Below are 26,138 nucleotides of genomic sequence, written 5' to 3' on the forward strand. Positions count from 1 at the left end.
CCCAGCGAAAAAGCACCCCAGGCGCTCGCAAACTCCATGCCGGGCCGTCCTCCCTCTGGGCGCGCAGCGGAGGACCCCGCCGGGTATGACGCGCGTGTCGCGGAATGACAGGGAGGGCCCTCGGAAATGCCCGGGAGTGAATCGCTCCGCACCCGGGGACGGAGCATGCGAACAAGAGCCAGGGGCATTCCCATTCCAGGGGGGGCACTGGACGAACCGCCCTGGTCGCCCCACCCTCCGGTATCACCAAATGCATGGAGGTAGGGGATGGGTGCGTGGCATCACGTGGTACTGCTCTGCTCGCTGACGGTGGGATGTGGCGGGCAGCTCCCCGAGGAAGCAATTCAAGAAGACGAACGGCCGGAGGCTCGCTCACCGTCCGAGGAAGAGGACGGAGAAGCCGCCGCGCAGGGGAACCGCCCCGCGTTGGGGACCCCCCGGCTCGTGAAGGACCTCTTCCCTCCCCTCTCGGGGCCCGCGTGGTACGGGCCCCATCCGGAGAACCTGGTGGAGTTGCGCGGCAGGCTCTTCTTCGCCGCCAACTTCGAGGACGGTCGCAGGGAGCTGTGGACGAGCGACGGCACCCCGGAGGGCACCGCGCCGATCAAGCAGTTCCCACCGCTGTCGGGGCCCATCTTCTCCAGCTCGCTGACGCAGCTGACGCCCCTGGGCACGCGGCTCTTCTTCGTGGTGAACGACGAGACGCACGGCAGCGAGCTGTGGGTCAGCGATGGAACCCCCGGGGGCACCCGGCTGGTGAAGGACATCGCGCCGGGGCAGGAGGACTCGGGTGCGTACAACCTGAAGGCCGTGGGGAGCACCCTGCTCTTCTTCCGCTATGTCTCCGCCACCACCACCACCCCCGCGCGCAATGAGCTGTGGCGGAGTGATGGCACCGACACCGGTACGGTGATGGTGAAGGATCTGGGGCCCGACGCGTCCCTGATCTTCTCGCAGGCCATCGTGGGCAACACGCTCTTCTTCGCCCTCTCGGATGCGGCGCACGGGAGCGAGCTGTGGAAGAGCGATGGCACCGAGGCCGGTACGGGGCTCGTCAAGGACATCGTCCCCGGCCCCGACAGCTCCAACCCGTTCTCCCTGCGCGCCGTGGGCCAGCACGTCTTCTTCACCGCGGCGGAGGCCTCGCACGGGACCGAGCTGTGGAGGACCGACGGCACCGAGGCGGGCACGACGCTCGTCGCGGACCTGCTGCCGGGCCCGGACAGCAGCTTCCCGCAGCTCCTCGCGCCGGCCGGCTGCGACCTGTACCTCACGACGAGGGACACGGCCAACCGCTCGATGCGCCTGTACAGGCTGAGGAACGACGCCACGGGCGTCAACGTGAAGTTCGTCGCCCCGCTGCCCAATTCCTCCATCGATCCGGACACGTCCCTCTCCGTCACCACCTCCACCGTGGCGAACGGGAAGCTCTTCCTCGCGCTGTCCCTCCAGGGCATGGGCCCGGCTCCGCTCGATACCCAGCTCTGGGTGAGCGATGGGACGAGCGCCGGCACGAAGCTGCTGCACCACCCGCTGAGCCTGTCCGACGAGTTCGGCTCCACGCTGTACACCCTGGACGACCGCGTCCTCTTCAGTGGGAGCGATGACGCGAACGGTCTGGAGCCCTGGGTGAGCGACGGAACGGAGAACGGCACGCGGCGGGTACGGGACATCGCGCCGGGTGCCACCTCCTCGTTCCCCCGGGACTTCACCCGCGTGGGCTCGAAGGTCTTCTTCGTCGCCAACGACGCGGTCCACGGCAACGAGCTGTGGCTCCTCCCCCTGGTGAACTCGCAGGACGGAGCGAACGCGTCGCTCCAGCCCTGACGGCGGATGGAACCAGAAGAGGCCCGCGAGTGACTCGCGGGCCTCCAGGCTCTACCTGGCGAGCAGGCTGCGCAGGCAGAGCGACGCGTACGCCGCGGACAGTCCCGCCATGACGGACTGGGACACGATCGCGATGGGCCGCTCGACCTTCTCACCGCGCAGCAGGGCGGGCAGCTCGCGGAGTCCTCGGGCGGCCCCCAGGAAACCAAGCAGCCCGACGAGCGCCGAGCCCCCCAATACCCCTCGCGGCGAGGACCCGCGGCGCGCCAACAGCCCCAGGCCGAGCGCGGCCGTCCCGAAGCCCGCGGGGATGAGCGCCGTCTTGTGTTGCGCCCCCGTCGCGAGGAACCCGCCCACTCCGAGTGTCGTCAGCAGCGATCCATAGCCAAGCGTCAAGTTCTCCATACCGCATCTCCTCGATTCCGGATCGTCCCGGTCACGTAAGGCCCCGGGAATGTGGACACGAAGAGTGCGTCCTGCCCGGCCCGTGGCACCTATTCCCCGAGCCGGGTGATCGTGGCGTTCTGGAAGAAGGAGCCCGTGTACATCTTCCCTCGCGCCGTGGCCGTCACGGTGCCGGCCATGTCGAACCGGCCGCTCCCGCCAGAGAGGGAGAACGTCCCGTGCGTGAGGGTCAGGGTGAAGGAGACGCCGCTGTCGCTCCAGGAGCACGAGGCACCCCGTGTGAGGCTCGCCACCTCTCCCTCCACCTCCGCGAGCAGGAAGCACTTCCCCTCCGAATCGGTGAGGACGAGCTCCGATGTCGTCCCCTCCGACACGAGGAAGGTCTCGGAAACCTGGGAGGAGCGGTTGCCGAGCTCCTGGATGCTGGAGTGGGCGGTCCCCGTCACCGCGTAACGGCCGAGGAACCGCTCACCGGCGGAACCACAACCCAGGACGGAGAGCAGGAGAAAGGGAACGACATACAGGCGCTTCATGAAGGGTGCTCGTGGAGTCATGGCGGCGTCCCGTGTGCAGGCGCCCTGCCAACTCCAACGAGGAAAACGTTCCGAGCGTCACATCCGACGATGCGGTCCGCCGCCCATCCCGGATGCGGGATGGGGATCGCGCCCACGAAACGGAGCGCCCCTCAGTGCAACAGCGAGACGGGGTTCGGCACCGGACCACGGGGCAGCTCCACCGTGAAGGCCGAGCCAGAGCCTTGCCTGCTGGTCACGGAGACGGAGCCGCCCAGCCTGTGGACGATCTCCCGGACGATCCACAGTCCCAGACCGAAGCCGCCGTAATGCTGCTCGGACACGGCCCGCTCGAAGCGCTCGAAGATGCGCTCCTGATCCCTCGGCGCGATGCCAATTCCCTCGTCGCGCACGGTGATCCACACGTGGTTTTCATCCACCTCGAGCTTCAACGTGATGGGCCGGCCCTGCCCGTACTTGATGGCATTGGTCAGCAGGTTGACGACCACCTGCTCCAGACGTAGCCGGTTCCAGCGCCCCACCACGGGCGAGTTCAACCCGCGGCGCAGCGCATCCAGCCTTCGCTGGCGGCGGAGGGCCTGCTGGATTTCCCGCAGCGAGTCCTCCACTCCCGCGTGGGTGCCCTGACCCGAAGACGGCCTCAGGCCGCCGTGTGCCTGCTCCTCTGGGTGTGACCCGGCCACGACCCCTCCTGAAGGCAGGAACAGCAGCAGCCCAGGAGGGATTGCGGGCGGAGGGAGCGCGGAGCGCCCGGGCCCCTCGCCGCGCCTCGGCGTTCGCGGGAGGAGCGCGGCTCCGGCTTCAGGGTGGGAGGAGTCGTCGCTGTGCAGGGGCGGTCACGGGTTCGAATCCCGCTACATCTTCCGGGGCCCGGACGGGGCCGTATTACGAGTCCTTCCGCCGAGACGCGTGTACCCCGCCGTCCAGCACCTCGGAGAGGGTCGTGGCCTGGAGGGCCCGGTCGAACCAGCTGTCGAGCGTGTCCACGTCCGTGCAGTCGAGGATGCGCTGCCGGGCTCCTTCCTCCACGTGAACCCTCCGTATGGCGAGAATCCGCAGGATGTCCTCGGCACGTCCTCGGCTCAGCCCCCGTGCCAGACCCTCTTCCCTGCCTCGCACCAGCCCCTGCGCCAGGCCCTGCTGACGTCCCTGCTCGATGAGTTCCTCGCCATAGCTCCGCATCAACTCCTCCGCGCGTTGCTCATCCAGGACTGAATGTAGCACCTGACCCGTGGCGTCATGGACTGCCTTGTCCCCAGTCCACAGCAGATAACGGATGACCACCATCAGGTGTTCGGAGCCCTCTGGAGCCGCCTGGACCTGGGCAAAAAGGCCTACCCACTCCGGCAGCTTCCGCGCCAGTTCCCCGGTACGCCCGTAGCGCAGCACCAACCATGCCAGCCGTACCAGCGGAGGACCGGGCCGTGCTTTCAACGCCTCTTCCCGCTCGGCCGTCAGGTCATCGAGCAGGTACTCGAAGCGCGGCACCCACGCTCTCCAGCGATTCCTCTCTTCCTCTATCTCTCCCGGCAGCTCGAACAGGTCCTCCACCCGCCGCGGCGCGGTCCAGGCCCCCTCCGGCCCGTGATACATCACCAGCGGGATGATGACCGGCAACAGTGAGCGCTCCGGGTGCTCCTGACGCCAGCGCTCCACCTGGCGCACCACGTAGCGCAGCATGCGCAGCGCCATCCACCTGTCCACAGTGGACTGGTGCTCCAGCAGCACGTACAGCAGCAGCGAGCGGCCCGTACGCAGGCGGGCGGTGAAGAGCAGATCGCTCTCTGTCTCCCGCAGCTCCGGGTCCACCACGCTGCCAGGCTCCAGACGCAGACTCGACCAGTCCACCTCGGAGACGACATGGGCGGGCAGGACGGCACGCAACTCGGCCTCCGCCCGTTCGGGGCGGCCAAAGGTATAGCGGGCGAAGAGGTCATGAGGTCCGGGCATGGCGCACGGCGCCCCAGCACGGAGCGGGCCAGTAGCACACCGCGGGGAGCCAGCAGGCCGCGTACGTCCGCTTCCGCCCCCTTCGTCCCGTCAGCGAGACGATGCGGGCCACCCCCACCGGATAGCGGTGCCGCAGGTACAGCCACGCCGCCCCAGCCAGCACCAGCGCCGGAGGCAACGCCACCATCATCCACACCGAGAAGCCGATGGGCCGCGAGGGCTCCAGCGCCGCCGCGGCGATGGCGTTGGGAGGACTGCCGATGACCGTCCCCATCCCTCCCAGGTTCGCCGCCACCGGGATGCCCAGCAGCAGGGCCTTCCCGAAGGGCTCGTCCTGACGCAGGCCCGCGACGAGCGGCCCCACCGCCGCCAGCATCATCGCCGTGGTGGCCGTGTTGGACATGAACATGGAGAAGGCGAACGTCAGCCCCATCGCCCCCAGCATCGTCCACGGGGGGTTGCCGCCGGACCAGCGCAGCACCCGGTTGGCCAGCGCCCGCTCCAGCCCCGTGCGGCTCGCCGCCTTCGCCAAGGACCGCATCGAGGCCCTCCTCCGGGAAAGGCCGCGAGCCCTCGCGTATGTCAGCCAGTAGAAGCCTTGAAACGTGGCGGCCAACGCATCACCCGCGACCTTGCTTTCGCCACTGAGTTGCATATAGCCTCCGGAGCGCGACGGTGGAGTTCCACGAGCCGTCGCAGTTGATTCGGAGCGAGGAGAGCATGTCCGATGTCGTGAATACCGGCGCCTTGGAGGCGATCGGGCTCGAGCACCGCTACGGCGAGAAGACCGTTCTCCGGGGGCTGAACTTCACCGTGGAGCCCGGTCAGATCTATGCCCTGCTCGGCGGCAACGGCGCGGGCAAGTCGACGACGCTCAGCATCTTCCTTGGCCTGGTTCGCCCGACGGCGGGGCAGGCCCGGGTCTGTGGCCACGACGTGGCGGTCGACCCCCGGGCCGCGCGGTCGCGGCTGGCCTATGTCCCCGAGAACGTGGCCCTCTACGAGCACCTCAGCGCGCGGGAGAACATCGACTACTTCCTGACCATCGCGGGAAGCGAGCAGCGCTCACCGTCGAACATCGACGAGGCGCTGGAGGCGGTCGGACTGGCGCGCGAGGCGTGGGGAAAGCGCGTGGGCGGGTTCTCCAAGGGCATGCGCCAGAAGGTGGCGATCGCACTCGCCATCGCCCGGCGCGTACCGGTGCTCCTGCTGGACGAACCGACCTCCGGCCTGGATCCGCGGGCGACCGGCGACTTCAACCGGCTGCTGGACACGGCGCGCACGCGCGGCGTCGCCACCCTGATGGTGACGCACGACCTGCTGAGCGCTGCCGAGATCGCCGACCGGATCGGCTTCCTGGCTCAGGGCCGGCTCGAGGAGGAGCTGGCCGCCACCGGCGAGGAGCGGTTCGATGTCAGGGCCCTGCATCAGCGCTATGCGCATGCGGGGGAGGCGGCATGAGCTTCCGAAGCACGAAGGTGCTGAGGGTCGCCGCCGAGGAGTGGCGGGCCCTGGTGCGAAACCGGGTGGCGATGATCGCCAGTCTCACGCTCACGGCCCTGATCGTGACCTCCGCCATCCTGGGAATGGAGCAGCGCAATGCCACGAAGGCGGCCAGGGCCCGCTACCAGGCCACGTCGGACGAGGCGTTCGATGCCCAGCCGGACCGCCATCCGCACCGGATGGTGCACTATGGGCAATTCGTCTTCCGGCCGCTCTCGGCGCTGGCCTTCTTCGATCCGGGGGTGGACGGCTTCACCGGCAACACGGTGTTCCTGGAAGGACACAGGCAGAACAGCGCCAACTTCAGCGAAGCGCGGCAATCCTCGCTGCTGCTGCGGTTCGGCCAACTGACGCCGGCCTTCGTGCTGCAGACGCTGGCGCCGCTGCTCATCGTCTTCCTCGCCTTCGGCGCCGTCTCACGGGAGCGCGAACAGGGAACCCTGCGGCTGCTCCTGGCCCAGGGGCTGAGGCCATCCGAGCTCGCCGCGGGCAAGCTGTCGGCCTATGTCGGCGTGGTGGCCGCGATCGCCGCGCCGGCGCTCCTGGTGCTGGCGGCCGCCGCGCTCGCCGGCCAGGCGCCGCCGGTCCCAAGCCTGCTGATGGTGTCCGGCTATCTCGTCTATCTGTCCATCTGGGCGGTCGCGGCCCTGCTCGTGTCGCTGCTGGTACGGCGCGCCCGGGACGCGCTGATCGTCCTGGTCGCGGCGTGGATGGGGGTGGTCATCCTCGCGCCTCGGATCCTTCCCGAGCTCGCGGTGGCGCGGATCCCGACGCCGACGCGCATCGAGACGGACGTGGCCATTCATCACGCCCTCAAGCAGATTGGCGACAGCCACAATCCAGATGACCCCTACTTCTCCGAGTTCAAGGCGAAGACCCTCGCCCAATACGGCGTCGAGAAGGTCGAGGATCTTCCGGTCCAGTGGGCGGGACTGGTCGGCATGGAAGGAGAGCGTCTGACGAGCGGGCTGTTCGACCGCTATGCACGGGAAGCCTTCGCAAGAGAGGCCGAGCAGAACCGGCTCGTGCGCCAGTTCGGGGTCATCAGCCCGCTCATCGCCGTGCGCCAGCTCTCCATGAGTCTGGCCGCCACCGACACCGAGAGCCACCAGGACTTCCTCGAGCAGGTGGAACGGCACCGCTACCATTTCGTCCAGGCGCTGAACCTCCTGCAGGTGACGAAGATCCCCAACCGGAACGCCGGAGCGGACCCCCGGATATCCGCCGCTCATTGGAAGACGCTGCCGAGCTTCACCTACCGGGAGCCGAACGTGCTCCAGCTCGCGGGCGACCGGATCCGGGCCAACCTTCTGATTCTGGTCTGCTGGCTGGCGGCCCTGCTCGCCGGTTGCGGCCTGGCTGCCCGCCGTCTGGGGGAGGTCGCACGATGAACGCCTGGAAAGCGGATCTCCGATTGCTGTTCCGGGCACCCTTGAGCGCGGGCGCGCTCCTGCTGCTCCTCATCGTGACGGCCCTGTCGGTGGCGGCCGGCCTCGCGGCGACCGCTCGGCAGGAGGCCATCATCGAGCGGGTGGAAGCCGCCCAGCGGAGGGACCTGGCCTCGGTGACGAGGGATTACGGCAAGCCCGACGGAGACGCGGGCAACGCCGCCTACTACACCTTCCACCTCACCACGGACCCACCGTCGCCCCTGGCCTTCGCGGCGCTCGGCCAGCGGGATGTGCAGCCCTATGTCCTCCGGGTGCGGCTGCTGGGCCTGCAATCGCAGCTCTACGAGTCCGAGACCTTGAACCCGGAGCTCGCGCTTCCGGGCGCCTTCGACTTCGCCTTCGTGCTGATCTACCTGGCTCCGCTGGTCATCATCGCCCTGATGCACGACCTGGTGTCGGGTGAACGTGAGGCAGGGCGGCTCCGGCTCCTGGTCTCCTTGCCGGCATCCGGTCGCGGGGTGTGGGTACGTCGCAGCGTCCTGCGCTATCTGCTGGTCCTGGGCGCCCTGCTCGTGCCGCTCGTGATGGGCGCCGCGATCAGCAGGGCTCCCGTGGCGGGGACCTTCGCGATCGCCCTGGCGGCGGCGCTCTATGTGGCGTTCTGGTTGGGGCTGGCGCTTCTCGTCGCCGCTCGGGGCCGGAGCTCGGCGGCCAACGGCGCCACGCTGATCGGATGTTGGATCGTCCTGACCCTGCTGGCGCCCGCGCTGGCCAACGCCGTGCTCTCCCGCGCCATCCCCGTGGCCAAGGGAATCGACCTGACCCTGGCCCAGCGTGAGCGGGTGCACCGCGCCTGGGACATTCCCAAGGAGGAGACCTTCCGTCCCTTCTTCGTCAAGCATCCGGAGTGGCGCGACACGCCGCCGGTGCTCGGTCGCTTCCACTGGAAGTGGTACTACGCCATGCACGAGGTGGGCGACGACGGGGTCGCCGCCGAGGTCGCGGACTACCGCCAGAGCCTGACGGCCCGCGAGGTGTGGACCGCCCGGCTCGGCTGGGTCCTGCCGGCGGCCGCCGTCCAGACGATCCTCCACCGGGCTGCGGACAGCGACCTGCTGGCGCATCTGGCGTACCAGGGCAGCATCGAACGGTTCCACACACGGCTTCGCGACTTCTACTACCCGTACATGTTCCATGAGCGGCCGTTCCAGCAGGCAGACTTCGAGCAGATGCCCCGCTACCAGCCCAGGCCGTCGAGCGCCTCCCTGCCGATCTCGCCGATGATCGGGCTGCTGGTGTTGGCGGCGCTTGTCTCCGGCGCCGCCGTCACCGGCGTACGGACCCTGTCGTCGTCCGCGGCCCGGGAGTGAGCATCAGGGCCCTTCTCCCATGGGAAGCGCTTCGTGGGCATGAGCGCCTCACTCCACCTTCCGCACCTGGAAGCCGAGGCGGGGGAAGTGCACGACGACCTCGCCCGCGCGAGCGTCGACGCGCCGGACGGCGACCTCATTGGGGCGCGAGAGCACGAGCTCCCCTTCCACCGGATCGATGCCGTAGTCGGTCGGCGCCACCGTCACGCGCTCGCCACGCGCGAGGCCGTGCAGGTCGAGGAAGTCCTCACCCTCCGTGGACGCCGGCGTGCTGGCGGCGGCGAGCGCGACGGCCGCGCCACTCTCCATCGTCTCGGAGGTACCGTGGCCCAGCGCCCGGACGCGCTCCATCCATGCCACCAGGTGCGGGTGCGCTTCGAGGATGCCCGCGACCGCTGTCGCCCCCTGGACGAACCAGATCCCGTGGTAGACGGAGAAGTCGGCGATGCTCGTGGACCTACCGAGCAGCCAGGGCCGGCCGTCCGCGAGCTGGGCCTCGAGCTGTTGGAGATACAGCCGCAACGCTCCGACCGCTTCCGGAACGTGCATGCGCGGTGCGTTGCCACGGAAGGCCGCCCGGTCCGCAATGAACGCCTTGATCTGCTCGGGCGGCTGGTTGCCGAAGACGCTCTGCACGCCCGCCGGCTGGAAGCAATAGGTGATCACGGTCCAGAACAGCGTGAAGTCCGCCCACTGCGCCTGGATGCGCGCCACCCCCGCGGACTCGGCGGGATACAGCGTTGGCGTGGGGGCGAGCCGCTCCAGCACGTCGGCGATCAGCGCCGTATCGCAGTAGATGTCCGCGCCGATCTGCAGCAGGGGCGTTCTGCGATAACCGCCCGTCAGCGAGATCACATCCGGCTTGGGCATGACCGTGGGGATGATGACGGAGTTCCAGTGCAGGCCCTTGAAGCCGAGGATGGCACGGACCTTCTCGGAGAAGGGTGAACGCGGGTAGTGGTGGAGGATGAGTTGATGGGACATGCGCGGGGACTCTAGCCCGCTCCCCCCCTCGACCTCCGGGTACTCTCTTCGCCCACTTGTCCGACAGTCTGCCTCCGTCGACGAGCGGCCCGGTGGGGACCCGATTCGCGCCCTGCCACGCCCACAATCGAGGACCTGTCCTGTCGAGTGAACAGGTCCTGTTCTCGGGAGAGGACAGGAGAAGCGCGACAGCGGGCCCGCCGGGTACGAGGCATCGCGCAAGCCCCAACGTGCCCTATCCTCGAGCCATGGGACGAGACTGGGTCAGGATGCTCGCGGGAAGGGTCAGACGGTCGTGGCCAAGCATGGTGCTGGGGAGCTGCGTGCTCCTCCAGCCCCTGTCTGGCGCCGCGGCCCCCGGCGACTGGTTCTCGGATGACTTCGAGACGGGAACGCTGCGCACGAGCGACACCCCCGCGGGCCGGTGGGACAGCACCGGAGCCAGCAGCCCCAATACCCTCACCAACGGGACGGCGGGGGCGCACCGGGGACAGTACGGGCTCACCGTGGTCGATCGCACCAGCAACGCGGGCTCCCAGGCGAACGCCAACGTCGTGCGTGACCCCTTGACCACGGAGCTCCACGTCCGGACGTGGCTGCGCCTGCGGGCTGTCAGCACGCCCGGAAGCATGGTGGTCCTGCAGGCCCTGCCGGCGAGGCTGGAGCTGCGGCTGCTCGCGCCCGGCCCCATCTGGGAGCTGGCGGGGAGGAATGGCGCGGACCAGTCGACCTACGTCAGCATCCATGGCTCGCGGGTGGAGGAGGAGCGATGGTACCTGGTCGAGTTCAGCGCTTGGGGACTGGGCACCAACGCCGGAGAGGCCAAACTATGGGTGGACGGCGTCGAGCAGGGGGTCTTCTCCGGGCGCGACTGGCGCGGCACGAACTACCTGATGAGCAGGTTGGTGGTGGGCGAGCCGTGGGCGGATGCGGGAAACTTCATCGGCTCCATCGACTTCGATGACGTGCGGGTGAGCGCCACGCCCATGGCGAGCCGCCTGGAGCTCCGACGACCGGTTGGCGCGGGGGACTCCTCGGGGTGCGTCGCCGTGGACGTGTCCCTGAGGAGCTCCGCCACCGGTGCGCCCGCGCCCGCGCCGTACACGATGGAGGTGGCCCTGGCCGTCACGGAGGGAGCGGGCCGCTTCCACGTGGATGCGGCCTGCGGGTTCCCGGTGCCGGGCGCGCTCCTCCTCGCGGGAGCCTCCGAACAGCGCGTGTACTTCCGACCTGGCGGCACCGGAGGAAAGGCGACGGTGAAGGCCACGCACCCGGACTTCCTCTCCGCGACGCTCCCCCTGGAGGGAATCGCGCCTCCCGATGGAGAGGGAGACCCGGACGAGGACCCGGTGGGGCCCTGGACGACGGACCTGGGCTGCACCTCGGCACCAGGAGCCCTCGTGGCGCTGCCGGTGCTCCTGTGGCCCTGGATCCGATTCAGGCGCCGATGGCACACTCCGAAGAGTCCCCATTGCGCGCGAATCTCGGAATCGACGGGGTGACCGATGATTTCGAGCCGGGCCGGCCGTCCATGGGTTGAGGCTCCCATGTAGGGAGTCATTTTCTCAACTCTCAATCAGGAGGATCCGTCATGGCGATCAAGGCAGCGACCCCCTACTTCATCCTCAACGGAAGGACCGAGCAGGCCATCGCCCTCTACCAACGTGCCCTCGGCGCGAAGCTCGAGACGCTGCAGCGGTTCGGAGACGTCAACCAGAGCTGTCCCGCGGCGATGAAGAGCCGGGTCATGCACGCGATGCTGCGCGTGGACGACGCGACCCTGATGATGAGCGACGGCCCCAACGAGGAGGCGCCGCCGCGGGGCGGAAGCGTGAGCGTCGCCCTCACCATCGATGATCCCGATCAGGCAAGGCGATGCTTCGACGCGCTGGCGACGAACGGCCAGGTCATCCAAGCGCTCATCGACGCTCCTTGGGGTGGCCTGTTCGGCGTGGTTTGCGACGAGTTCGGCATCAGCTGGATGTTCAACAGCGCCAGGGTCAAGAGTTCCTGAGAGTGCCTCGCCCTGGCGGAGTAATCCCCCAACACCTCCTCATCGGGGGCGCGAAGGCCATCTGCTTCGCGCCCCTGCTGCTGGCTACTGGCGGAACACCTCGACATCATCGAAGTAGAAGGCAGAGTAGGCCGGTGCATCGGACAGGAAGCCGATCGTCAGCTGTCCTGCGGTGACCTGGATGTTGGGGATGGAGACCTGGGTCCAGGCGGACGTCTTCGCGACGGGCAGACGGAGGATCGTCCCCGTTCCGTCGAAATCCTTGGCGTGCATCTCCGCGCGCGTCTGCCCACCCGAGGAGTAGACCCAGGCGCGCAGCGTATAGGTCCCGTTCGCCAGTCCGGAGAGGGGCTGGTAGGTGAAGACATGATAGGGCACGGTCTTGTAGTGCGTGCCGTGGAGGTTGTTCTCCTGCCGCCCGCCGTAGGTCTCAGCGAAGTCCGCGTCCTCCGAGCCGTTGGGAGACCAGGTGCTCCACCCGGAGGGCTGCTGCGTCCAGCCATCCTGGTCGAAGCTCGGGTTGACGACCTGGACCGTGCCGGTAGGAGGTGGAGGCGTGGTGCTGGTCCACATCCGCTTCAACTCCTGGAACGCGGAGCGGTAGTAGCGTCCGCTGGTCACTCCGCCCTCGAGCGCCGTGGAGAGCCCGAACCATTCCTCGTTCATGAAGTAGTCGGGCCCGAGGTTCCCGTTGGCGAACCCTCCGTCGTCGTGGACGCTCCAATCCCCAGCGGACTTCCACCACTCATCATTCCACTCGAAGACCACGCCTCCCAGCAGCGCGCGGGAGGAGGTGGCGCTCAGGTTGGGGAGCATCGTGTTCTCCCAGCGGTTCTTGTAGAAGTTGGCCTGATTCCGCTGGGCTTGCGCGAAGCCCTGGCCATCCCACGTGCCGTGATCACAGCCCACGCTGTTATCGCAGGCGTCATAACCAAACTCCGTGAACAGGAGCGGCTTGTTGAGCGGGTAGTTCTGGATGATGTTCTTGAAGCCCTGCTCGGTGTTGTAGATGTTGAGCGACCAGACATCCACGGCGGGCGCTCGATTGAGCAGGCTGGTGTTGTGGATGTCCAGCTGGGGGTTGTCTCCCAGCACCACGGTATAGGGATGCGAGGCATCCGCCTGGCTCTTCGCCTCGCTCACCGCCTCCTGGTAGAAGGTGAACAGCTCCGCGGGGGTGAGTGGCCCGCGCTTGCCGTCGAAGTTGTTCTCGTTGCCGAAGGCCCACATGAGGACCATCGGGAAGTCGTTCCGGTTCTTGAAGACGTTGATGATGTTGCGGAACTGGAGCTTGTGGCGGGTCCGCGCGTCCTTGTTGAACTTCACCTGCTGGCCCGGGCGGTAGTCCACTCCCTCGGGCAGCCAGTAGTTCATGATGACGTAGATGCCTTGCTTGTCGGCCTCGGTCATGACGGTGCGGTAACGGCTGAGTACCGCCGGGTCCACCCGGGGCATGTCGAGGGAGGGATCGTTCTGTTCGTTCCAGTTCTGGAACAGCCGATCGTACTTCACGTAGACGCGGATCGTGTTGACACCCATCTCCTTCATCTTGGCGAAGTCACTGAGGACAACCCCCGTGTCCATGGTCCAGTCATCGGGCCAGTTGCCAGGCCCCGTTCTGGGCACGGGCTGGTAGTTGACCCCGCGCACCACGAAGGGCTTGCCCGCGACCAGGAGCTGCTTGTTGGAGACGGTGAGTGATTCCGGGAGTCGGCCCGCATGGGCCTCCAGGGCCATCCCGCTCATCGCGACGAAGGCCATCCCCACGAGCAACCAGTGTATGATTCTCATGAAAGGCATCCTTTGAGGTTGATGGGCCCGCTCTATGCCATGGGGAGCATTCCTTCCAAAAGCAGCTTTGTTGGTATTCCGAGCTTTCTTTGAGAATCCTACAATGAGCACGCGGGGAGCCGCTCAGTAACCCGCCTCCTTGTCCACGACGTTCATCAGCGGCTCGTCGTTCTCGAATCTGTCGAGGTTGCGCAGGAACAACGCCACGGCGTCCTCCCTCCAGGTGGGCGTCTGGTCGGCGCAATGAGGTGAAAGCAGGACGTTCTCGAGCCGCCAGAAGGCATGCCCTGGTGGCAGCGGCTCGGTCTCGAAGACATCCAGCGCGGCCCCTCGCAGGCGTCCCTCCTCCAGGGCTTTCACCAGCGCCTGTTCGTCCACGGTGCTGCCGCGGCCGATGTTGATCAACACCGACTGTGGCTTCATCGCCCGCAGCTCCGCTTCACCCATCAACCGCTGCGTTCCGGGCGTGTGGGGCATGGCCAGGAGCAGGTAATCCGAGGCGGCGATCATCTCCAGCCTCCGCTCGAGGGGAAACAGCTCATCCACCAGAGGATCTCCCTCGCTCCGCGACGGCCGGCGCCGGCAGGCCAGGACGCGCATGCCGAAGGGCCTGGCTCGCTCCGCGACCGCGCGGCCGATGTCCCCGTACCCGAGGATGCCCAGTGTCCGTCCACGCAGTTCCACGGGGGTGTACTGTTCCCAGCGCGCCTCGCCCTGCTGGCGCACCAGGCGGCGCAAGTCCTTGGCGAAGAACAACATCGCGGCCAGGGCGAACTCACCGAGCGAACCGCTGTAGACCCCCTTGGAGTTGGTGAGGGGAAGGGGACCGTGGATGAGCTCCTCGAAGAGGAGGTTCTCCACCCCCGCGGAGAGGGCGTGAATCCATCGCAGGGCCTTCGCCCGTGGTAGCAGCGTGCGCAGCAGCTCCTTCTTCTGCACGCCCACCAGGAGCACCTGGGCTCGTTCGATGGCCGGGCCCAGGCGCTCTTCCGTGAGGCCCACGGTGAGGGTGATTCTCGGAGCCAGCCGCTCGAGCTGCTTCAGGTACGGTGACGAGGGATCCGCCAGGACCAGCAGATGATAGACGTTCATGGGTCAGATGCGCCGTGCTCCAGTAGGGTAGTTCCGGCGATTCGACGGCGAGAGAACTTCGTGGGCGTTCAGGACGCTCATCGACAAGGACACCGTGCCGAGAAGCTCCTCGCGAGGGGCGCCATCCCTGGCCCGTAGCGACAAGCCCTGCATGACGGTGCAGTAGAAGGCGGCCAGGGCCTTCGTATCGACATGGGCGGGCAGGTCGCCCTCTCGCACTCCTCGCTCGATTCGCTGCTGGATCCGCCTGAGGGTGGCGTGTCTCATTTCCACGAGGAAGCCCCCGAGTGGGGCATTGTCCGGAGCGCAGTTGACGAGCCCCAGGACCACCAGGCAGCCCTTCGTGTGGGGAGCGGCCAACGCGATCTCCACGCTCTCCCTCAACATGGCCTCGATGGCTTCCTGGACTGTCGCCACCTCGTCCAGGACTCGCATGCTGCCGGCACCGGACGTGCCCAGATACAACTCGAACGCCTCGCGGAAAGCGGCCTCCTTCGAACCGAAGGCCGCGTAGAAGCTCGGCGGATTGATGCCCATGGCCGAGGTGAGATCGGCGATCTGTGCCCCCTCGTACCCCTTGGCCCAGAACACCTCCAACGCGCGCCGCAGCGCGAGATCGCGATCGAAACTCCGGGGTCTTCCTCGATTCGACATGTCGGCTCTATTTCTGTAGCCGGGATTATGGAATTTCTTGACGCTCCCCATCAAGGCCCCTATTTCTGTAGTCGGTTCTACATAAAGGGGCGGTATGGTGGAGCAACCCGATAGCAACAGCCGGTTGAGGGCGGTCCAGGACTATTTCAGGAAGGTGGATCTCAGAGACCCTGGAATCATGGAGCTCTTCACCGACGACGTGCAGTTGTTCTTCCCCAAGTTTGGCGTGAGCCGAGGCAAGGCCGGGCTCGCGAGGTTCTCGCAACTGCTCACGAGCTACCTGGAGAGCATCGAGCACGACATCGAGGGCTTTCGTTACGTGGTCTCGGGCGACAGCATCGTGGTCGAGGGAACGGAGCGCGGCGTGACGCGCGACGGTGTGCACTGGCCGGACAACGAGATCTCCCAGGGCCGCTTCTGCAATGTCTTTGAATTCGAGGGGCCGCTGATCCGGCGCGTTCATATCTACGTCGATCCGGACTTCACCAGCGCGGACCTGGAGCGTGTCCGGCTCCTACGGGGCGGACCCGCGGAGCACGCGGATACCCGCACCATCGCCAGCACCTATTTCGAACGCCTGCGAGCGGGAGCGGAGCCGGACGCCCTCGCGTCGCTGTTCAGCGAGGACGTCGACTGGGATATCCCAGGCGACACCCGTCGGGTCCCCTGGATAGGGAAAAGAAAGGGGCGTGCTGGCGTTGCGGGCTTCTTCCGCGAGCTTCGGGAGCAGGTCGAATCACTCCGCTTCGAGGTCCGCTCGCTCGTCGTCGAAGGCAACGAGGCCGTGGCGCCAGGCCACCTGGAATCACGGGTCAAGAGCACGGGCAGAATCATCGACAGTGAATTCGCCCTACACCTGACGGTACGGAACGGCCTCATCGTTCGCTACCGGCTCTTCGAGGACAGCCACGCGGTGGCGAGGGCGACGGGCCCCTGACCCGGGCAGGGGCGGCCGGTGTCCACCACCCGTTCAGCCCTCGGTCCGCGCGAAGGCCAGCAGGTCCGCGTTCAGCCGGTCCATGTGGGTGACGAAGAGGCCATGCGGCGCGCCTTCATACACCTCGAGCCTGCTGCCTGGGATGAGCCGCGCGGTCTTCCGTCCGGTGAGCTCGAGGGGTGCGGACACGTCCTTGTCTCCGTGGATGACCAGGGTCGGGAGCTTGATGCGAGGCAACTCGGCCCGGAAGTCCGTCGTGGTGCTGGAGCGGTTGCATTCGATGACGGCCTTCATCGAGCACTGCCGCATCAGGCTCATGATCCACTCCACCATCTCGGGCGACGTCTCCTCGGTGACGAACGGACGGGCGTTGTCGGCCAGCCACTTCGGAAAATCCCGAAGCATCAACTGGTCGCGGACGTACTCGAAGACGCTCGCGTCGATCCCCTCCGGATTGTCCGCTGTCTTCAGTGGAAACGGCGTGGCCGCCGGAGCGACGAAGACGAGGCGCGCAATCCGGCCGGCACCGTGGCGCGTCAGGTAGCGGACCAGCTCGCCGCTGGCCATGGAGTGGCCTACGAGTGTGACCTCGCGCAGGTCGAGCGCCTCGAGCACGAACGCCAGGTCATCCGCCAGCGTGTCATAATCATACCCGCGCCCCGGGTCACTGGAGCGGCCATGCCCACGCCGGTCGTAGGCGACGCAGCGAAGACCCTGCTCGGACAAGGGGACCATCTGGTAGTTCCACATGTCCGAGCAGAGCGCCCAGCCAGAGAGGAAGACGACCGGCCTGCCCGTGCCCCAATCCCTGTAGAACAGGTCAACGCCGTCGCGAGTCAGGATGTTGTGTCTCTTCATGACATCACCTCGGTTGAAGTCCGGAAACCCGTCAGGCCAGCGCCGCGCTCGAGTGCCTCAGTCCGGCGAACTGCAACCCGGCGAAGAGGGCGACCGCCAGCGCCTGCACCACGGTGAAGAGATAGCCCCAGAGCGTCGGCGAGACCCATCCGGTCGTCAGGAGCAGGAGACTGTCGATGGCCCACAGCAGGTTGTAGCCCACGATTCCCCAGACGAGGGGACGAGGGGCGCGGGGCCGCACGGCGAGGAACACCAGCAGGGCCGCGAAGGGGAGCAGGCTGAAACCCGCGGTCCGCAGCAAGGTGGTCTGCAGCCCCAGCAATTGGCTCAGGGGACCGGCGGCGGCGAACATCAGGACGCCCGTGGCTCCACTGACGACTCCGTCGGCGAGCAGTGCACGGCCCAGCAGGGTGTTCGAAACGGTCGTTGCGCTCATGTGTGTCCTCGATTGGGATGGGTTCGCTTCAAGACCCAAGGTGCGCCGCGCCGGTTCCGGTGTCGATTACGTGGGAGGTAATTGGTGGCACTACGTCCCGGCCCTATCTTCGGGGCATGACGCTCCCAAGCCGCCCCGTCGGAGAAATGCTGCGCGTCTGGCGCCAGCGACGCTCTCTCAGTCAGCTCGACCTGGCCTGCCGTGCGGACGTCTCCGCCCGGCATGTCAGCTTCCTCGAGACCGGCCGGTCGAAGCCGAGCCGGGAGATGCTGCTCCACCTCTCCGAGGAGCTCGACATCCCCCTGCGCGAGCGCAACGCGCTGCTGATCGCCGCGGGGTTCGCGCCCGTCTATTCCGAGGAGAGCCTCGATGCACCCGCTCTCCGGGCCGCACGGGAGGCGGTCGACCTGGTCCTCTCCGGGCACGAGCCCTACCCCGCGTTGGCCGTGGATCGACACTGGACCTTGATGACCGCCAACCGCGCCGTCGGCGTGCTCCTCGCAGAGGTCTCGCCCGAGCTGCTCCAGCCCCCCGTCAACGTCCTCCGGCTCAGCCTGCACCCCGACGGCCTCGGCCGGAACATCGTCAATCTCGAGCAGTGGAGGACCCACGTGCTCACGCGGCTCCAGCGACAGATCGACGTCTCCGCCGATGAGACCCTCGCCGCGCTCCACAAGGAGCTCCGCGAAGGCACCACGTATGGCGGAGCATCTCAGCCCGGTGGGCCCGCCCGAGAACAGGACCTCGCGGGAGTGGTCGTGCCGATGCGGTTGAAGACCCGGTACGGGGAGCTGTCACTCTTCAGCACCACGACCGTCTTCGGCACCCCCATCGACATCACCCTCTCCGAACTGGCGATCGAATCCTTCTTCCCCGCGGATCGGCCCACCGCCGAGTTGCTGCGGCGGCTCGCCGAGAACGGTGCACGCACGGACGCGTGACGGCGCCACGCAGAGGCCGCCAGCCCCCCTCCCCTGCGTCCCGCCCACTGGTCTAGCGTGCGGGGCCCATGTCCGCGCAATCCGAGTCAATACCCGCCTCCTCACCTCGGTGGTGGGTCCTTGCCCTGTGTGGGGTGGCCGGTCTGGCCTGGGGGACATATCTCATTGGCCCCTCCACGATCGATCCCACCTCCGTCTCGTGGATGATGCGCGACGATTGGGCCCCGCCGCTGTTCGGCTGGCTCTACACCCGGAGCGCCCCGTGGAGCCTCCCACTCGGACAGGCGCCGGGCTATCTCCACCCTATCGGCACCTCGCTGGCCTACACCGATGCCACGCCCTGGCTGAGCACCTTCTTCAAGCTGCTCTCCCCCTGGCTGCCCACCGTCTTCCAGGTGCATGGGCCGTGGCTCGCCCTCTGCTTCGCCCTCCAGGGCTTCTTCGGCGCCCGCATCGCCGCCTGCTTCACCCCGCGACCCCTGCTGCAATTCCTGTCGGGAACGCTCTTCGTCCTCTCCCCGGCCCTCAACTCGCGCCTGAGCCACGTCTCGCTGTGTGCCCACTGGTTGGTGCTCGTCTTCCTCTGGCTATACCTGCGGCCATGCCCCGACGCGCGCACCGCCACGCGAACCCTGGGGCTCGCCACGTTCTTCATCGCCCTGTCCGCGGGTGTCCACGTCTACCTCGCGGCCATGAACCTCATCCTGGCCCTGTCCCTCACCGTGCGCCTGTGGCTCCTCGATGAGCACCTCTCCGCGCGGCGAGCGGGCGCGTGGGCCACCGGGATGCCGGCGGTGGCACTCGGGGTGATGGCGCTCTTCGGCTTCTTCTCTGGCGTCACCACGGAGGCGTTCGGCTACAACTCCTTCTCCTCCAACCTCCTCACCTTCATCGACCCGGCCGGCCTGTCCCGCTTCCTCCCGGCCTTCCCCATCGGACGTCGCCAGTTCGAAGGCATCGCCTACCTCGGACTGGGCGTGCTCGGACTGGGCGCCCTGGCCGGGAGTGCCCTCGTCGTGCGGAGCAAGGAGGAGCCTCTGCTCCCACGACACCTGTGGCCCCTGGTGGCCGCGTGTCTGTTGTTGGCCCTGTTCGCCTTCTCGGCACGGATCCAGCTCGCCCAGCTCACCGTGTTCTCGTATGAGCGCTTGTACGAGGTGACGTTCGAGCCCCTCGGGAAGATCTTCCGCGCGTCGGGGCGCTTCATCTGGCCCCTGCACTACGCGCTCATGGCCGGTGTGGTGGCCGCGCTGCTGCGCCTGCTCCGCCACCACCCCCGCGCCGCCGCGGGCGCATTGGGACTGGCGCTCGCCATCCAGGTGCTCGAGGTCCCCGAGGAGCTGCGAGGGGGTTCCCGCTTCGAACCCCAGTCATCCAGGATTCCAGGAGGCAGCGCCCTCTGGAGTCTCGCCACCGGCCACTATCGGCACGTCGTCCTCTACCCCACCGTCATGGTGGATGGCACCGGGCATGGCTGCCCTCCCGACCACACGTTCTCCACCGAGGAGAGCCTCCCCTTCGCCTGGCAGGCCTGGCTGGCCGGCATGACCTTCAATGCCGGTTACGTCGCCCGGGTCAATGAGCAACGCACCCTGGCCTACTGTCAGGAATTGGAGCACGACATGCGCCAGGGGCGGCTGGACCCGGACACAATCTATGTCGTCCATGCCTCCGTCGCCGCGCGCTTCCAGGAGGACACCGCGGACCGAGCCACCTGTGGCTCCTTGGACGGAGTGCTCGTCTGTGTCGCCGTGGGCAGGGGCAGCCCCTTCAGCGAGGCATTGGCTCGGAAGGAACGCGCGCTCCACGTGCTCGAATGATGTAGGCTCATGGCACCCGTTCCAGCCAACGCCTCGATCGCCGTGGGCGGCGGGGGTATCGTGCTCATCGAGCTGCAGGGGCTGGGTCCCCGACAGCACGTCCTGCATGTATAAGGATCCGCCCTCGTGGGCTGATAGCCACCTCTGCGACTCAGGTCGGACGACGAACCTCTACACGCCCGCCAGGGGAAGCCGGACGGTGAAGGTGGCGCCAGCCCCCGGCTGGGAGGCAACGGAAATACTGCCTCCCAGGGCCGAGACGATCTCCGAGGAGATGTACAGCCCGAGCCCGAGTCCTCCGTAGTTGTGCACGGACACCGCGCGCTCGAAGCGCCGGAAGATGCGTTGCTGATCTTCCGGCGCGATTCCAATCCCGTGATCCCTCACGGAGAACACGGCCGCCCCGCCCTCTCGGCCCAGGCGCACCTCGATGGGCTTTCCCGCTCCATAGCGGGTCGCGTTCATCAGCAGATTCACGACCACCTGTTCCAGGCGGAGACCATCCCACTGCCCGCGCACCTCGGCGGACAGGTCGGTGCCAATCATGCAGCCGGCGCGCTCGAACTCGGGCGCGAGCCGCTGCAGCATCTCCTGGACCACCTCGACGAAGTCCACCTCCTCGCGCTCCACGTGCAGGCGGCCTGTCCCGATGCGGGAGACGTCCAGGAGGGCCTCGTTGAGCTGATTGAGCCGGTTCGCCTGACGGTGTGCCGCCTTCAGCTTCGACTCCAGACGCGCGGGGAGCCCCGCGCCCGCGTCCTCCGCCGCCCGGGAGATCAACTCGAGCTGGAGCTTCAAGGACGTGAGGGGAGTCCGCAGCTCGTGCGCCGCCACCGAGAGGAAATCGTCCCTCAACCGCACGGCCCGCCGTAGCTCCGCCTCGGCCAGCTTCCGCTCCTGGATGTCCGTGCTCGTGCCGAACCACCGGGTAACCTGGCCCCGGCCGTCGCGCACCGGCAGGGCTCGCGTGAGGAACCACCGGTACTCCCCGTCCGAGGCACGGCGGAAGCGGTGCTCGACCTCATAGGGCTCACCCAGGCGCAGCGACCGCTGCCAACACTCCCCGACCCGCTCCCGATCCTCCGGGTGGACGAGGGCGAGCCACCCTATGTTCTTCGCCCCCTCGAAGGTGATGCCCGTGTACTCGGAGTAGTGCCGATTGACGAACTCGGCCCGACCATCCGGCCGCGCGACCCAGACGAGCTGGGGGATGGTCTCGCCAAGCATCCGGAAGTGAGCCTCGCTCTCACGCAGAGCGGCCTCGGCGCGCTTCTTCTCGCTGGTGTCGAGGTTCATCCCCACCCACTCGCGCACGGTGCCATCCGATTCGACGACGGGAGCCGCACGAGCCATCGTGGGCGTATGGCCGCCATCCGGACGCATCAGGCGATATTCCGTCTCGTAGACGCTCCGGGTCCGGACGGCATGCCTCCACTCGAGCTCCACTCGCGCCCTGTCCTCGGGGTGGACCGCGTCGAGCCACCCATACCCCCTTGCCTCCTCGAAGGACTGGCCGGTGAAGGCGCGCCAGGTGGGGCTGTCCTCGACGATCGATCCCGAGACATCCGTCGTCCACACCACCTGCGCGGTCGCGGTCACGAGCGAGCGGAAGCGCTCCTCGCGCAACCGGATGTCCTCCCGGGCCTGCGCTTCGACCTGCGCCTTGAGCCGCTTGAGCTCCTCGTTCTGCCGCTCCAGCGCCCCGCGCGCGAGCTTGAGGGAGACGAGGTTCTTCACCCGGGCGAGGACATCCTCCGCGGAGAAGGGTTTCACCACGTAGTCCTGCGCGCCTCCGTTCAGGAGCTTCAGCCGGAGCGCATCGTCCGCCTTGGCGGACAGGACGATGATCGGCACCTGGGCGAGAGCCGGCAGCTCGCGGAGAGCGGCCACCAACGCATCTCCACTCATGCGCGGCATCATGATGTCGGTGAGGATGAGATCGGGCGCGAGGGTGGTGGCCTTCTCCAGCCCCTCCATCCCGTCGAAGGCGGTGGTGACGCGGTACTCGTCCCGGAGCGTCTCCACGAGGAAGCGGTTGAGCTCGGGATTGTCCTCCACCACCAGGACGCGCGGACGGTCACCGCGCCCCTGCTCCTCCACGGACCGGGCCTCGGCCCTGGCATGCGTTCCGGACAAGGAAATGAGCTCATCGAGCGTGCCGCGCAAGGCCATCTCGGCCTGGAGTGCCTCCTCCTCGGGAGCCGGGAGCTCGCGCACGCGCACGCCCTCGGGAGCCCGGCGCGGCATCACCACCAGGAAGAGCGCCCCGCCTCCGGGTGCGTCGGTGACACTGACGAGCCCTCCGTGCAGCTCCACGAAGTCCCGCACGATGGACAGCCCCAGCCCCGTCCCTCCGAACTGACGCGTGGTACCACCCTCTCCCTGCCGGAAACGCTCGAAGATGGACGCGCGCAGCTCGGGCCGGACGCCTGGGCCCGAGTCCTGGACGGACAGGAGCGCCCTCCCCTCTAGCGTCTCGCGCAAGGACAGCTTGATGCGCCCGCCCTCGGGGGTGAACTTGAAGGCATTGGACAGGAGGTTGAGCACCACGCGCTCGAGCTTCTCCACGTCCACCTGCGCCAGGAGGCGCTCGGGCACGTCCACGACGAAGGAGATCCGCCGCTGCGGCGCCAATGCCTCGAAGAGCCCGGCCATCTTGCGTACCAGCCAGGCCAGGTCCGCCTCCGCGTAGGACAGAGTCATCTTGCCCGCGTCCAACCTGGAGATGTCGAGCAGATCATTGACGTGCTTGAGGAGGGTCGCGGCGTTGCGCCTCATCACCGCCACGTCGCGCCGCTGCGGCTCGGTGAGGTTGTGGCCCCTGGCCAGCAGCGCATCGGCCGGACCCAGGATGAGGGTCAGGGGAGTGCGCAGCTCATGGCTGACATTGGCGAAGAGCTGGCTCTTCAGCTCGTCCAGCTCACGGACGCGAGACAGGAGCTGTTCCAACTCCTGGTTCTTCCGCGCGAGCTCCGCCTCGGCCCGCTTCTTCTCGGTGATGTTGCGCCCCTCGGCCAGCAGGAACACCACCCGGCCCGCCTTGTCCTTCACGGGGATGAGCGAGAAGTCGATGATGATCGTCTCTTCACCCGCCGCCTGGCCGTAGACCTCGACGTCGTAGCGAATAAACGCTCCCAGGGCCGCTCGTGCCACCGCCCGACGCAACTGCGCTTGAGTCCCCGCCGATACCAACCACCAGCGCGACTCCCAGAAGGGTCTCCCGAGAATATCGTCGCGCCGGATGCCACCCCCTTCGAGTGCCGCCCGATTCACCTCGAGCAGGGTCCCCTTCACGTCCAGCAACCCGACGAACTGGTACATCTCGTCGAGGACGATGCGCGCCAGCTTCTCGCGGTGACGCTGCGGGTCATCCTCAGCCAGCAACTCCACGTGGCGCACGTGGAGGGAGGGACCTTGCTCGAATAGCTGGGGATTGAGTTCGCTCATCATGGAGGAGTAGCCGTCGCGGAGGTAGGCGCTCGAGACCGTCCGGAGACAACACGGCTCGGCGTGGCAATCCTTTCGACGAAGGAGTGCCCGCTCTCCTGGCTACTCGTGGACGTCCCTCCATGACTAGCGCTCCTTCCCGTCCTGCGTGGAGGCGTCCTGCGTCCCTGGGACCGGGTTCAGCGCAATGGCCTGCCGTTGAGGGGGGAGGAACGGCTCGGGACGGGGAACCGGGCGGGTGTAGAGCCTGTCCCTGCCAGCTCCGGGGTCCCGCCCTTGCTGCTGCAAGGCGAAGCGCTCCCGGTCCCGCTGGCGGATGTCCTCCTCCACCTCCGCCACGCGCTCCGGTGACAGCCCCAGCCCCACGAGCGTGCTGCGCCCGAAGACGATGGCGCTCTCGAGGGTCTCCCGTATCTGGTAATGCGCGCCGTGCTCCAGCAGCTCCAACGCGTGCACCCGGTCGTACGCGCGCACGTACACCTCCGCGAGCGGGAATGACGTCCGGCACAGCTCCACGATACGGGTGGCCGCCTCCTTGCGCTCCACGCACACGCAGACGAGCCGGGCCCGCTCCGCGCCGGCCGCGCGCAGCACGTCCAGCCGCGTGCCGTCACCGTAGTAGACCTTGAAGCCGAAGCGCTCGGCCGCCTCGATCATCTCCACGTCGTTGTCGATCGCGGTGACGTCCACGCCCTCCGCCAACAGGAGCTGGCTGACCACCTGTCCGAATCGCCCGAAGCCGACGATGATCACCGAGCCACGCGCGCCATCGAAGCGCTCCTCCCGCTCGGGAGCTGCTCGCGTGCCGACGAGCCTGGGAGCGAGCGCGGCCAGCAGCGGCGTGAGCGCCATGGTGAGCGTCACGAGCGCGACGAGCAGCGTGGCCTGCTCCTGCTCCATCACCCGGGCGGCCACCGCGGTGGAGAACAGGACGAAGCCGAACTCGCCCCCCTGGGGCAGGAGCAGCGCGGTGCGGATGGACACCTCGTGCCCGTTGCGCAGCAGCCGCATCAGCCCGTACACCACCGCCGTCTTGATGACCGTCAGCGTCACCACCGCGCCGAGCAGCACGGCCCAGCTCCTCGCGATGAGCTGGAGGTCCACCGTCATGCCCACGGAGATGAAGAAGAGGCCGAGCAGCAGCCCCCGGAAGGGCTCCAGGTCCGCCTCCAGCTCGTGCCGGTAGCTCGACTCGGCGAGCAGCACGCCCGCGAGGAACGCACCGAGCGCCGAGGACAGCCCGACGTACGTCATCAGCGTGGCCGCCGCGATGACGACGAGCAGCGCGGCGGCCGTCATCACCTCGTGAGCCCCCGCGCTCGCGAGCACCCGGAAGAAGAGGCTGAGCAGGTAGCGGCCCGTGAGCACCACCGCGGCCACGCCGCCCACCATCTTCGCCGCGGACAGCCACGCGGGGTCTCCTCCCGCCGAGTCCACCGGGGACAGCAGCGCCACCAGCGCGAGCAGCGGCACGATGGCCAGGTCCTGCAGCAGGAGGATGGCGAACGCCTTCTGGCCATGCGGCTGCTGTACCTCGCCACGCTCGCCGAGCAACTGCATGACGAGCGCGGTGGACGACAGGGCGAGGCCCAATCCGGCGATGAGCGAGGCCTTCCAGGGACGGTCCGCCACGAGGAGCGGGTAGAGCATGGCGAGCAGGCCGGAGAAGACGACCTGCCCGGTGCCGAGCACGAAGATGTCGCGGCGCATGGCCCACAGCCGCGAGAGGTTCAGCTCCAGTCCGATGATGAAGAGGAAGAGCACGACGCCGAGCTCGGCGACATGCATCACCGAGGTGGAGTCGGAGAGGAGCCCGAGCCCGAAGGGGCCGATGACGAGCCCGGCGGCCAGATAGCCGAGGATGGAGCCGAGGCGCAGCTTGCGGAACAGGGGCACGGCGATGACGGCCGCGCCGAGGAAGATGAGCGCCTGGAAGTAGACGGGAGCCTCGGGACTGGCGGCCATTGCGAGTACCTGCGAGCGGTGGACTGCCTCCCCTCCTAGTCCAATCGACTGCCCCCGCGATAGACGTTCGCGCGTATCTCAGCGGCTGGAGCACGGTGCTCGAACGAAAGGAGAAGTCGAGCGGCACAACGAAGCCTGACGATGGAACCCGCTCCTTCGTTGACCCGATTCTCCTCTCCGTCACCTCCATACCGGCGAAGGGATTGAAGTTCATTCTCAG

Annotated in this window: 22 protein-coding genes; 9 read left to right on the top strand and 13 right to left on the bottom strand. The window is 67.7% G+C overall.

Features of this window, described 5'->3' with window-relative positions; all coding sequences use genetic code 11:
- The first annotated feature begins 267 nt into the window (after positions 1–267).
- Positions 268–1,827, top strand: coding sequence for an ELWxxDGT repeat protein (locus JQX13_RS01255; RefSeq protein WP_203407244.1), 1,560 nt, complete (start codon positions 268–270; stop codon positions 1,825–1,827).
- A gap of 51 nt (positions 1,828–1,878) precedes the next feature.
- Here JQX13_RS01255 and JQX13_RS01260 read toward each other — a convergent pair whose 3' ends face one another.
- From JQX13_RS01260 to JQX13_RS01280, 5 genes are all read right to left on the bottom strand, one after another.
- A complete protein-coding gene (locus JQX13_RS01260; RefSeq protein ID WP_203407245.1) occupies positions 1,879–2,232 on the bottom strand; it encodes a hypothetical protein in 354 nt (117 codons plus the stop codon).
- 89 nt (positions 2,233–2,321) lie between these two features.
- Entirely contained in the window at positions 2,322–2,765 is a 444-nt protein-coding gene (locus JQX13_RS01265) for a hypothetical protein (protein WP_203407246.1), read from the bottom strand.
- Between the two features lie 152 nt (positions 2,766–2,917).
- Entirely contained in the window at positions 2,918–3,448 is a 531-nt protein-coding gene (locus JQX13_RS53620; RefSeq protein ID WP_343211061.1) for a sensor histidine kinase, read from the bottom strand.
- A 202-nt stretch (positions 3,449–3,650) separates the two neighbouring features.
- The gene (locus JQX13_RS01275) at positions 3,651–4,715 is read right to left on the bottom strand and encodes an Rpn family recombination-promoting nuclease/putative transposase (protein WP_203407247.1); all 1,065 of its coding nucleotides are present in this window, start codon (positions 4,713–4,715) and stop codon (positions 3,651–3,653) included.
- Positions 4,699–5,256, bottom strand: coding sequence for an SLC13 family permease (locus tag JQX13_RS01280; RefSeq protein ID WP_203407248.1), 558 nt, complete (start codon positions 5,254–5,256; stop codon positions 4,699–4,701). The genes JQX13_RS01275 and JQX13_RS01280 overlap by 17 nt, the downstream gene beginning before the upstream one ends.
- Before the next feature lie 134 nt (positions 5,257–5,390).
- Between JQX13_RS01280 and JQX13_RS01285 the strand changes: the two genes are divergently transcribed.
- Genes JQX13_RS01285 through JQX13_RS01295 form a run of 3 tightly spaced genes read left to right on the top strand, consistent with a single transcriptional unit; the run spans position 5,391 to position 8,979 of the window.
- Positions 5,391–6,176 (top strand): ABC transporter ATP-binding protein, encoded by a 786-nt coding sequence (locus JQX13_RS01285; protein WP_239014462.1) that lies wholly within the window; start codon positions 5,391–5,393, stop codon positions 6,174–6,176.
- The gene (locus JQX13_RS01290; protein ID WP_203407249.1) at positions 6,173–7,609 is read left to right on the top strand and encodes an ABC transporter permease; all 1,437 of its coding nucleotides are present in this window, start codon (positions 6,173–6,175) and stop codon (positions 7,607–7,609) included. The genes JQX13_RS01285 and JQX13_RS01290 overlap by 4 nt, the downstream gene beginning before the upstream one ends.
- A complete protein-coding gene (locus JQX13_RS01295; protein ID WP_203407250.1) occupies positions 7,606–8,979 on the top strand; it encodes an ABC transporter permease in 1,374 nt (457 codons plus the stop codon). Before JQX13_RS01290 ends, JQX13_RS01295 begins: the two co-directional genes overlap by 4 nt.
- Positions 8,980–9,027: 48 nt before the next feature.
- Here the strand turns inward: JQX13_RS01295 and JQX13_RS01300 are convergent, their stop codons facing one another.
- Complete coding sequence (locus tag JQX13_RS01300) at positions 9,028–9,963, bottom strand: glutathione S-transferase family protein (RefSeq protein ID WP_203407251.1); 936 nt, start codon at positions 9,961–9,963, stop codon at positions 9,028–9,030.
- 305 nt (positions 9,964–10,268) lie between these two features.
- Between JQX13_RS01300 and JQX13_RS01305 the strand changes: the two genes are divergently transcribed.
- Entirely contained in the window at positions 10,269–11,465 is a 1,197-nt protein-coding gene (locus tag JQX13_RS01305; protein ID WP_203407252.1) for a hypothetical protein, read from the top strand.
- An 89-nt stretch (positions 11,466–11,554) separates the two neighbouring features.
- Complete coding sequence (locus tag JQX13_RS01310) at positions 11,555–11,977, top strand: VOC family protein (protein WP_203407253.1); 423 nt, start codon at positions 11,555–11,557, stop codon at positions 11,975–11,977.
- Between the two features lie 84 nt (positions 11,978–12,061).
- Here the strand turns inward: JQX13_RS01310 and JQX13_RS01315 are convergent, their stop codons facing one another.
- The 3 genes from JQX13_RS01315 to JQX13_RS01325 form a co-directional block, all read right to left on the bottom strand.
- Positions 12,062–13,768 (bottom strand): cellulase family glycosylhydrolase, encoded by a 1,707-nt coding sequence (locus JQX13_RS01315; protein WP_239014463.1) that lies wholly within the window; start codon positions 13,766–13,768, stop codon positions 12,062–12,064.
- Positions 13,769–13,891: 123 nt separating this feature from the next.
- Positions 13,892–14,860 carry a D-2-hydroxyacid dehydrogenase gene (locus JQX13_RS01320; RefSeq protein ID WP_203407254.1) on the bottom strand — a complete coding sequence of 323 codons (969 nt, stop codon included), beginning with the start codon at positions 14,858–14,860 and terminating at the stop codon, positions 13,892–13,894.
- A 3-nt stretch (positions 14,861–14,863) separates the two neighbouring features.
- Complete coding sequence (locus JQX13_RS01325) at positions 14,864–15,514, bottom strand: TetR/AcrR family transcriptional regulator (RefSeq protein WP_203407255.1); 651 nt, start codon at positions 15,512–15,514, stop codon at positions 14,864–14,866.
- A gap of 94 nt (positions 15,515–15,608) precedes the next feature.
- Here JQX13_RS01325 and JQX13_RS01330 point away from each other — a divergent pair, with 94 nt between their 5' ends.
- Entirely contained in the window at positions 15,609–16,451 is an 843-nt protein-coding gene (locus tag JQX13_RS01330) for a nuclear transport factor 2 family protein (RefSeq protein ID WP_203407256.1), read from the top strand.
- 33 nt (positions 16,452–16,484) lie between these two features.
- Here the strand turns inward: JQX13_RS01330 and JQX13_RS01335 are convergent, their stop codons facing one another.
- Positions 16,485–17,309, bottom strand: a complete 825-nt coding sequence (locus JQX13_RS01335; protein ID WP_203407257.1) for an alpha/beta fold hydrolase — start codon at positions 17,307–17,309, stop codon at positions 16,485–16,487.
- A 31-nt stretch (positions 17,310–17,340) separates the two neighbouring features.
- Positions 17,341–17,745, bottom strand: a complete 405-nt coding sequence (locus tag JQX13_RS01340) for a hypothetical protein (protein WP_203407258.1) — start codon at positions 17,743–17,745, stop codon at positions 17,341–17,343.
- Positions 17,746–17,891: 146 nt separating this feature from the next.
- On the opposite strand from JQX13_RS01340, the gene JQX13_RS01345 reads away from it, so the two are divergent.
- Both JQX13_RS01345 and JQX13_RS01350 read left to right on the top strand, forming a co-directional pair.
- Positions 17,892–18,686 (top strand): helix-turn-helix domain-containing protein, encoded by a 795-nt coding sequence (locus JQX13_RS01345; protein ID WP_239014464.1) that lies wholly within the window; start codon positions 17,892–17,894, stop codon positions 18,684–18,686.
- A gap of 134 nt (positions 18,687–18,820) precedes the next feature.
- Positions 18,821–20,506, top strand: a complete 1,686-nt coding sequence (locus JQX13_RS01350; protein WP_203407260.1) for a DUF6311 domain-containing protein — start codon at positions 18,821–18,823, stop codon at positions 20,504–20,506.
- Positions 20,507–20,677: 171 nt separating this feature from the next.
- Here JQX13_RS01350 and JQX13_RS01355 read toward each other — a convergent pair whose 3' ends face one another.
- Together JQX13_RS01355 and JQX13_RS01360 are read right to left on the bottom strand one after the other, a co-directional pair.
- Positions 20,678–23,956 carry an ATP-binding protein gene (locus JQX13_RS01355; protein WP_203407261.1) on the bottom strand — a complete coding sequence of 1,093 codons (3,279 nt, stop codon included), beginning with the start codon at positions 23,954–23,956 and terminating at the stop codon, positions 20,678–20,680.
- A 123-nt stretch (positions 23,957–24,079) separates the two neighbouring features.
- Positions 24,080–25,918 carry a monovalent cation:proton antiporter-2 (CPA2) family protein gene (locus JQX13_RS01360; protein WP_203407262.1) on the bottom strand — a complete coding sequence of 613 codons (1,839 nt, stop codon included), beginning with the start codon at positions 25,916–25,918 and terminating at the stop codon, positions 24,080–24,082.
- Positions 25,919–26,138: the final 220 nt, after the last annotated feature.

It is taken from the genome of Archangium violaceum (genome assembly GCF_016859125.1).
Lineage (GTDB): Bacteria > Myxococcota > Myxococcia > Myxococcales > Myxococcaceae > Archangium > Archangium violaceum_A.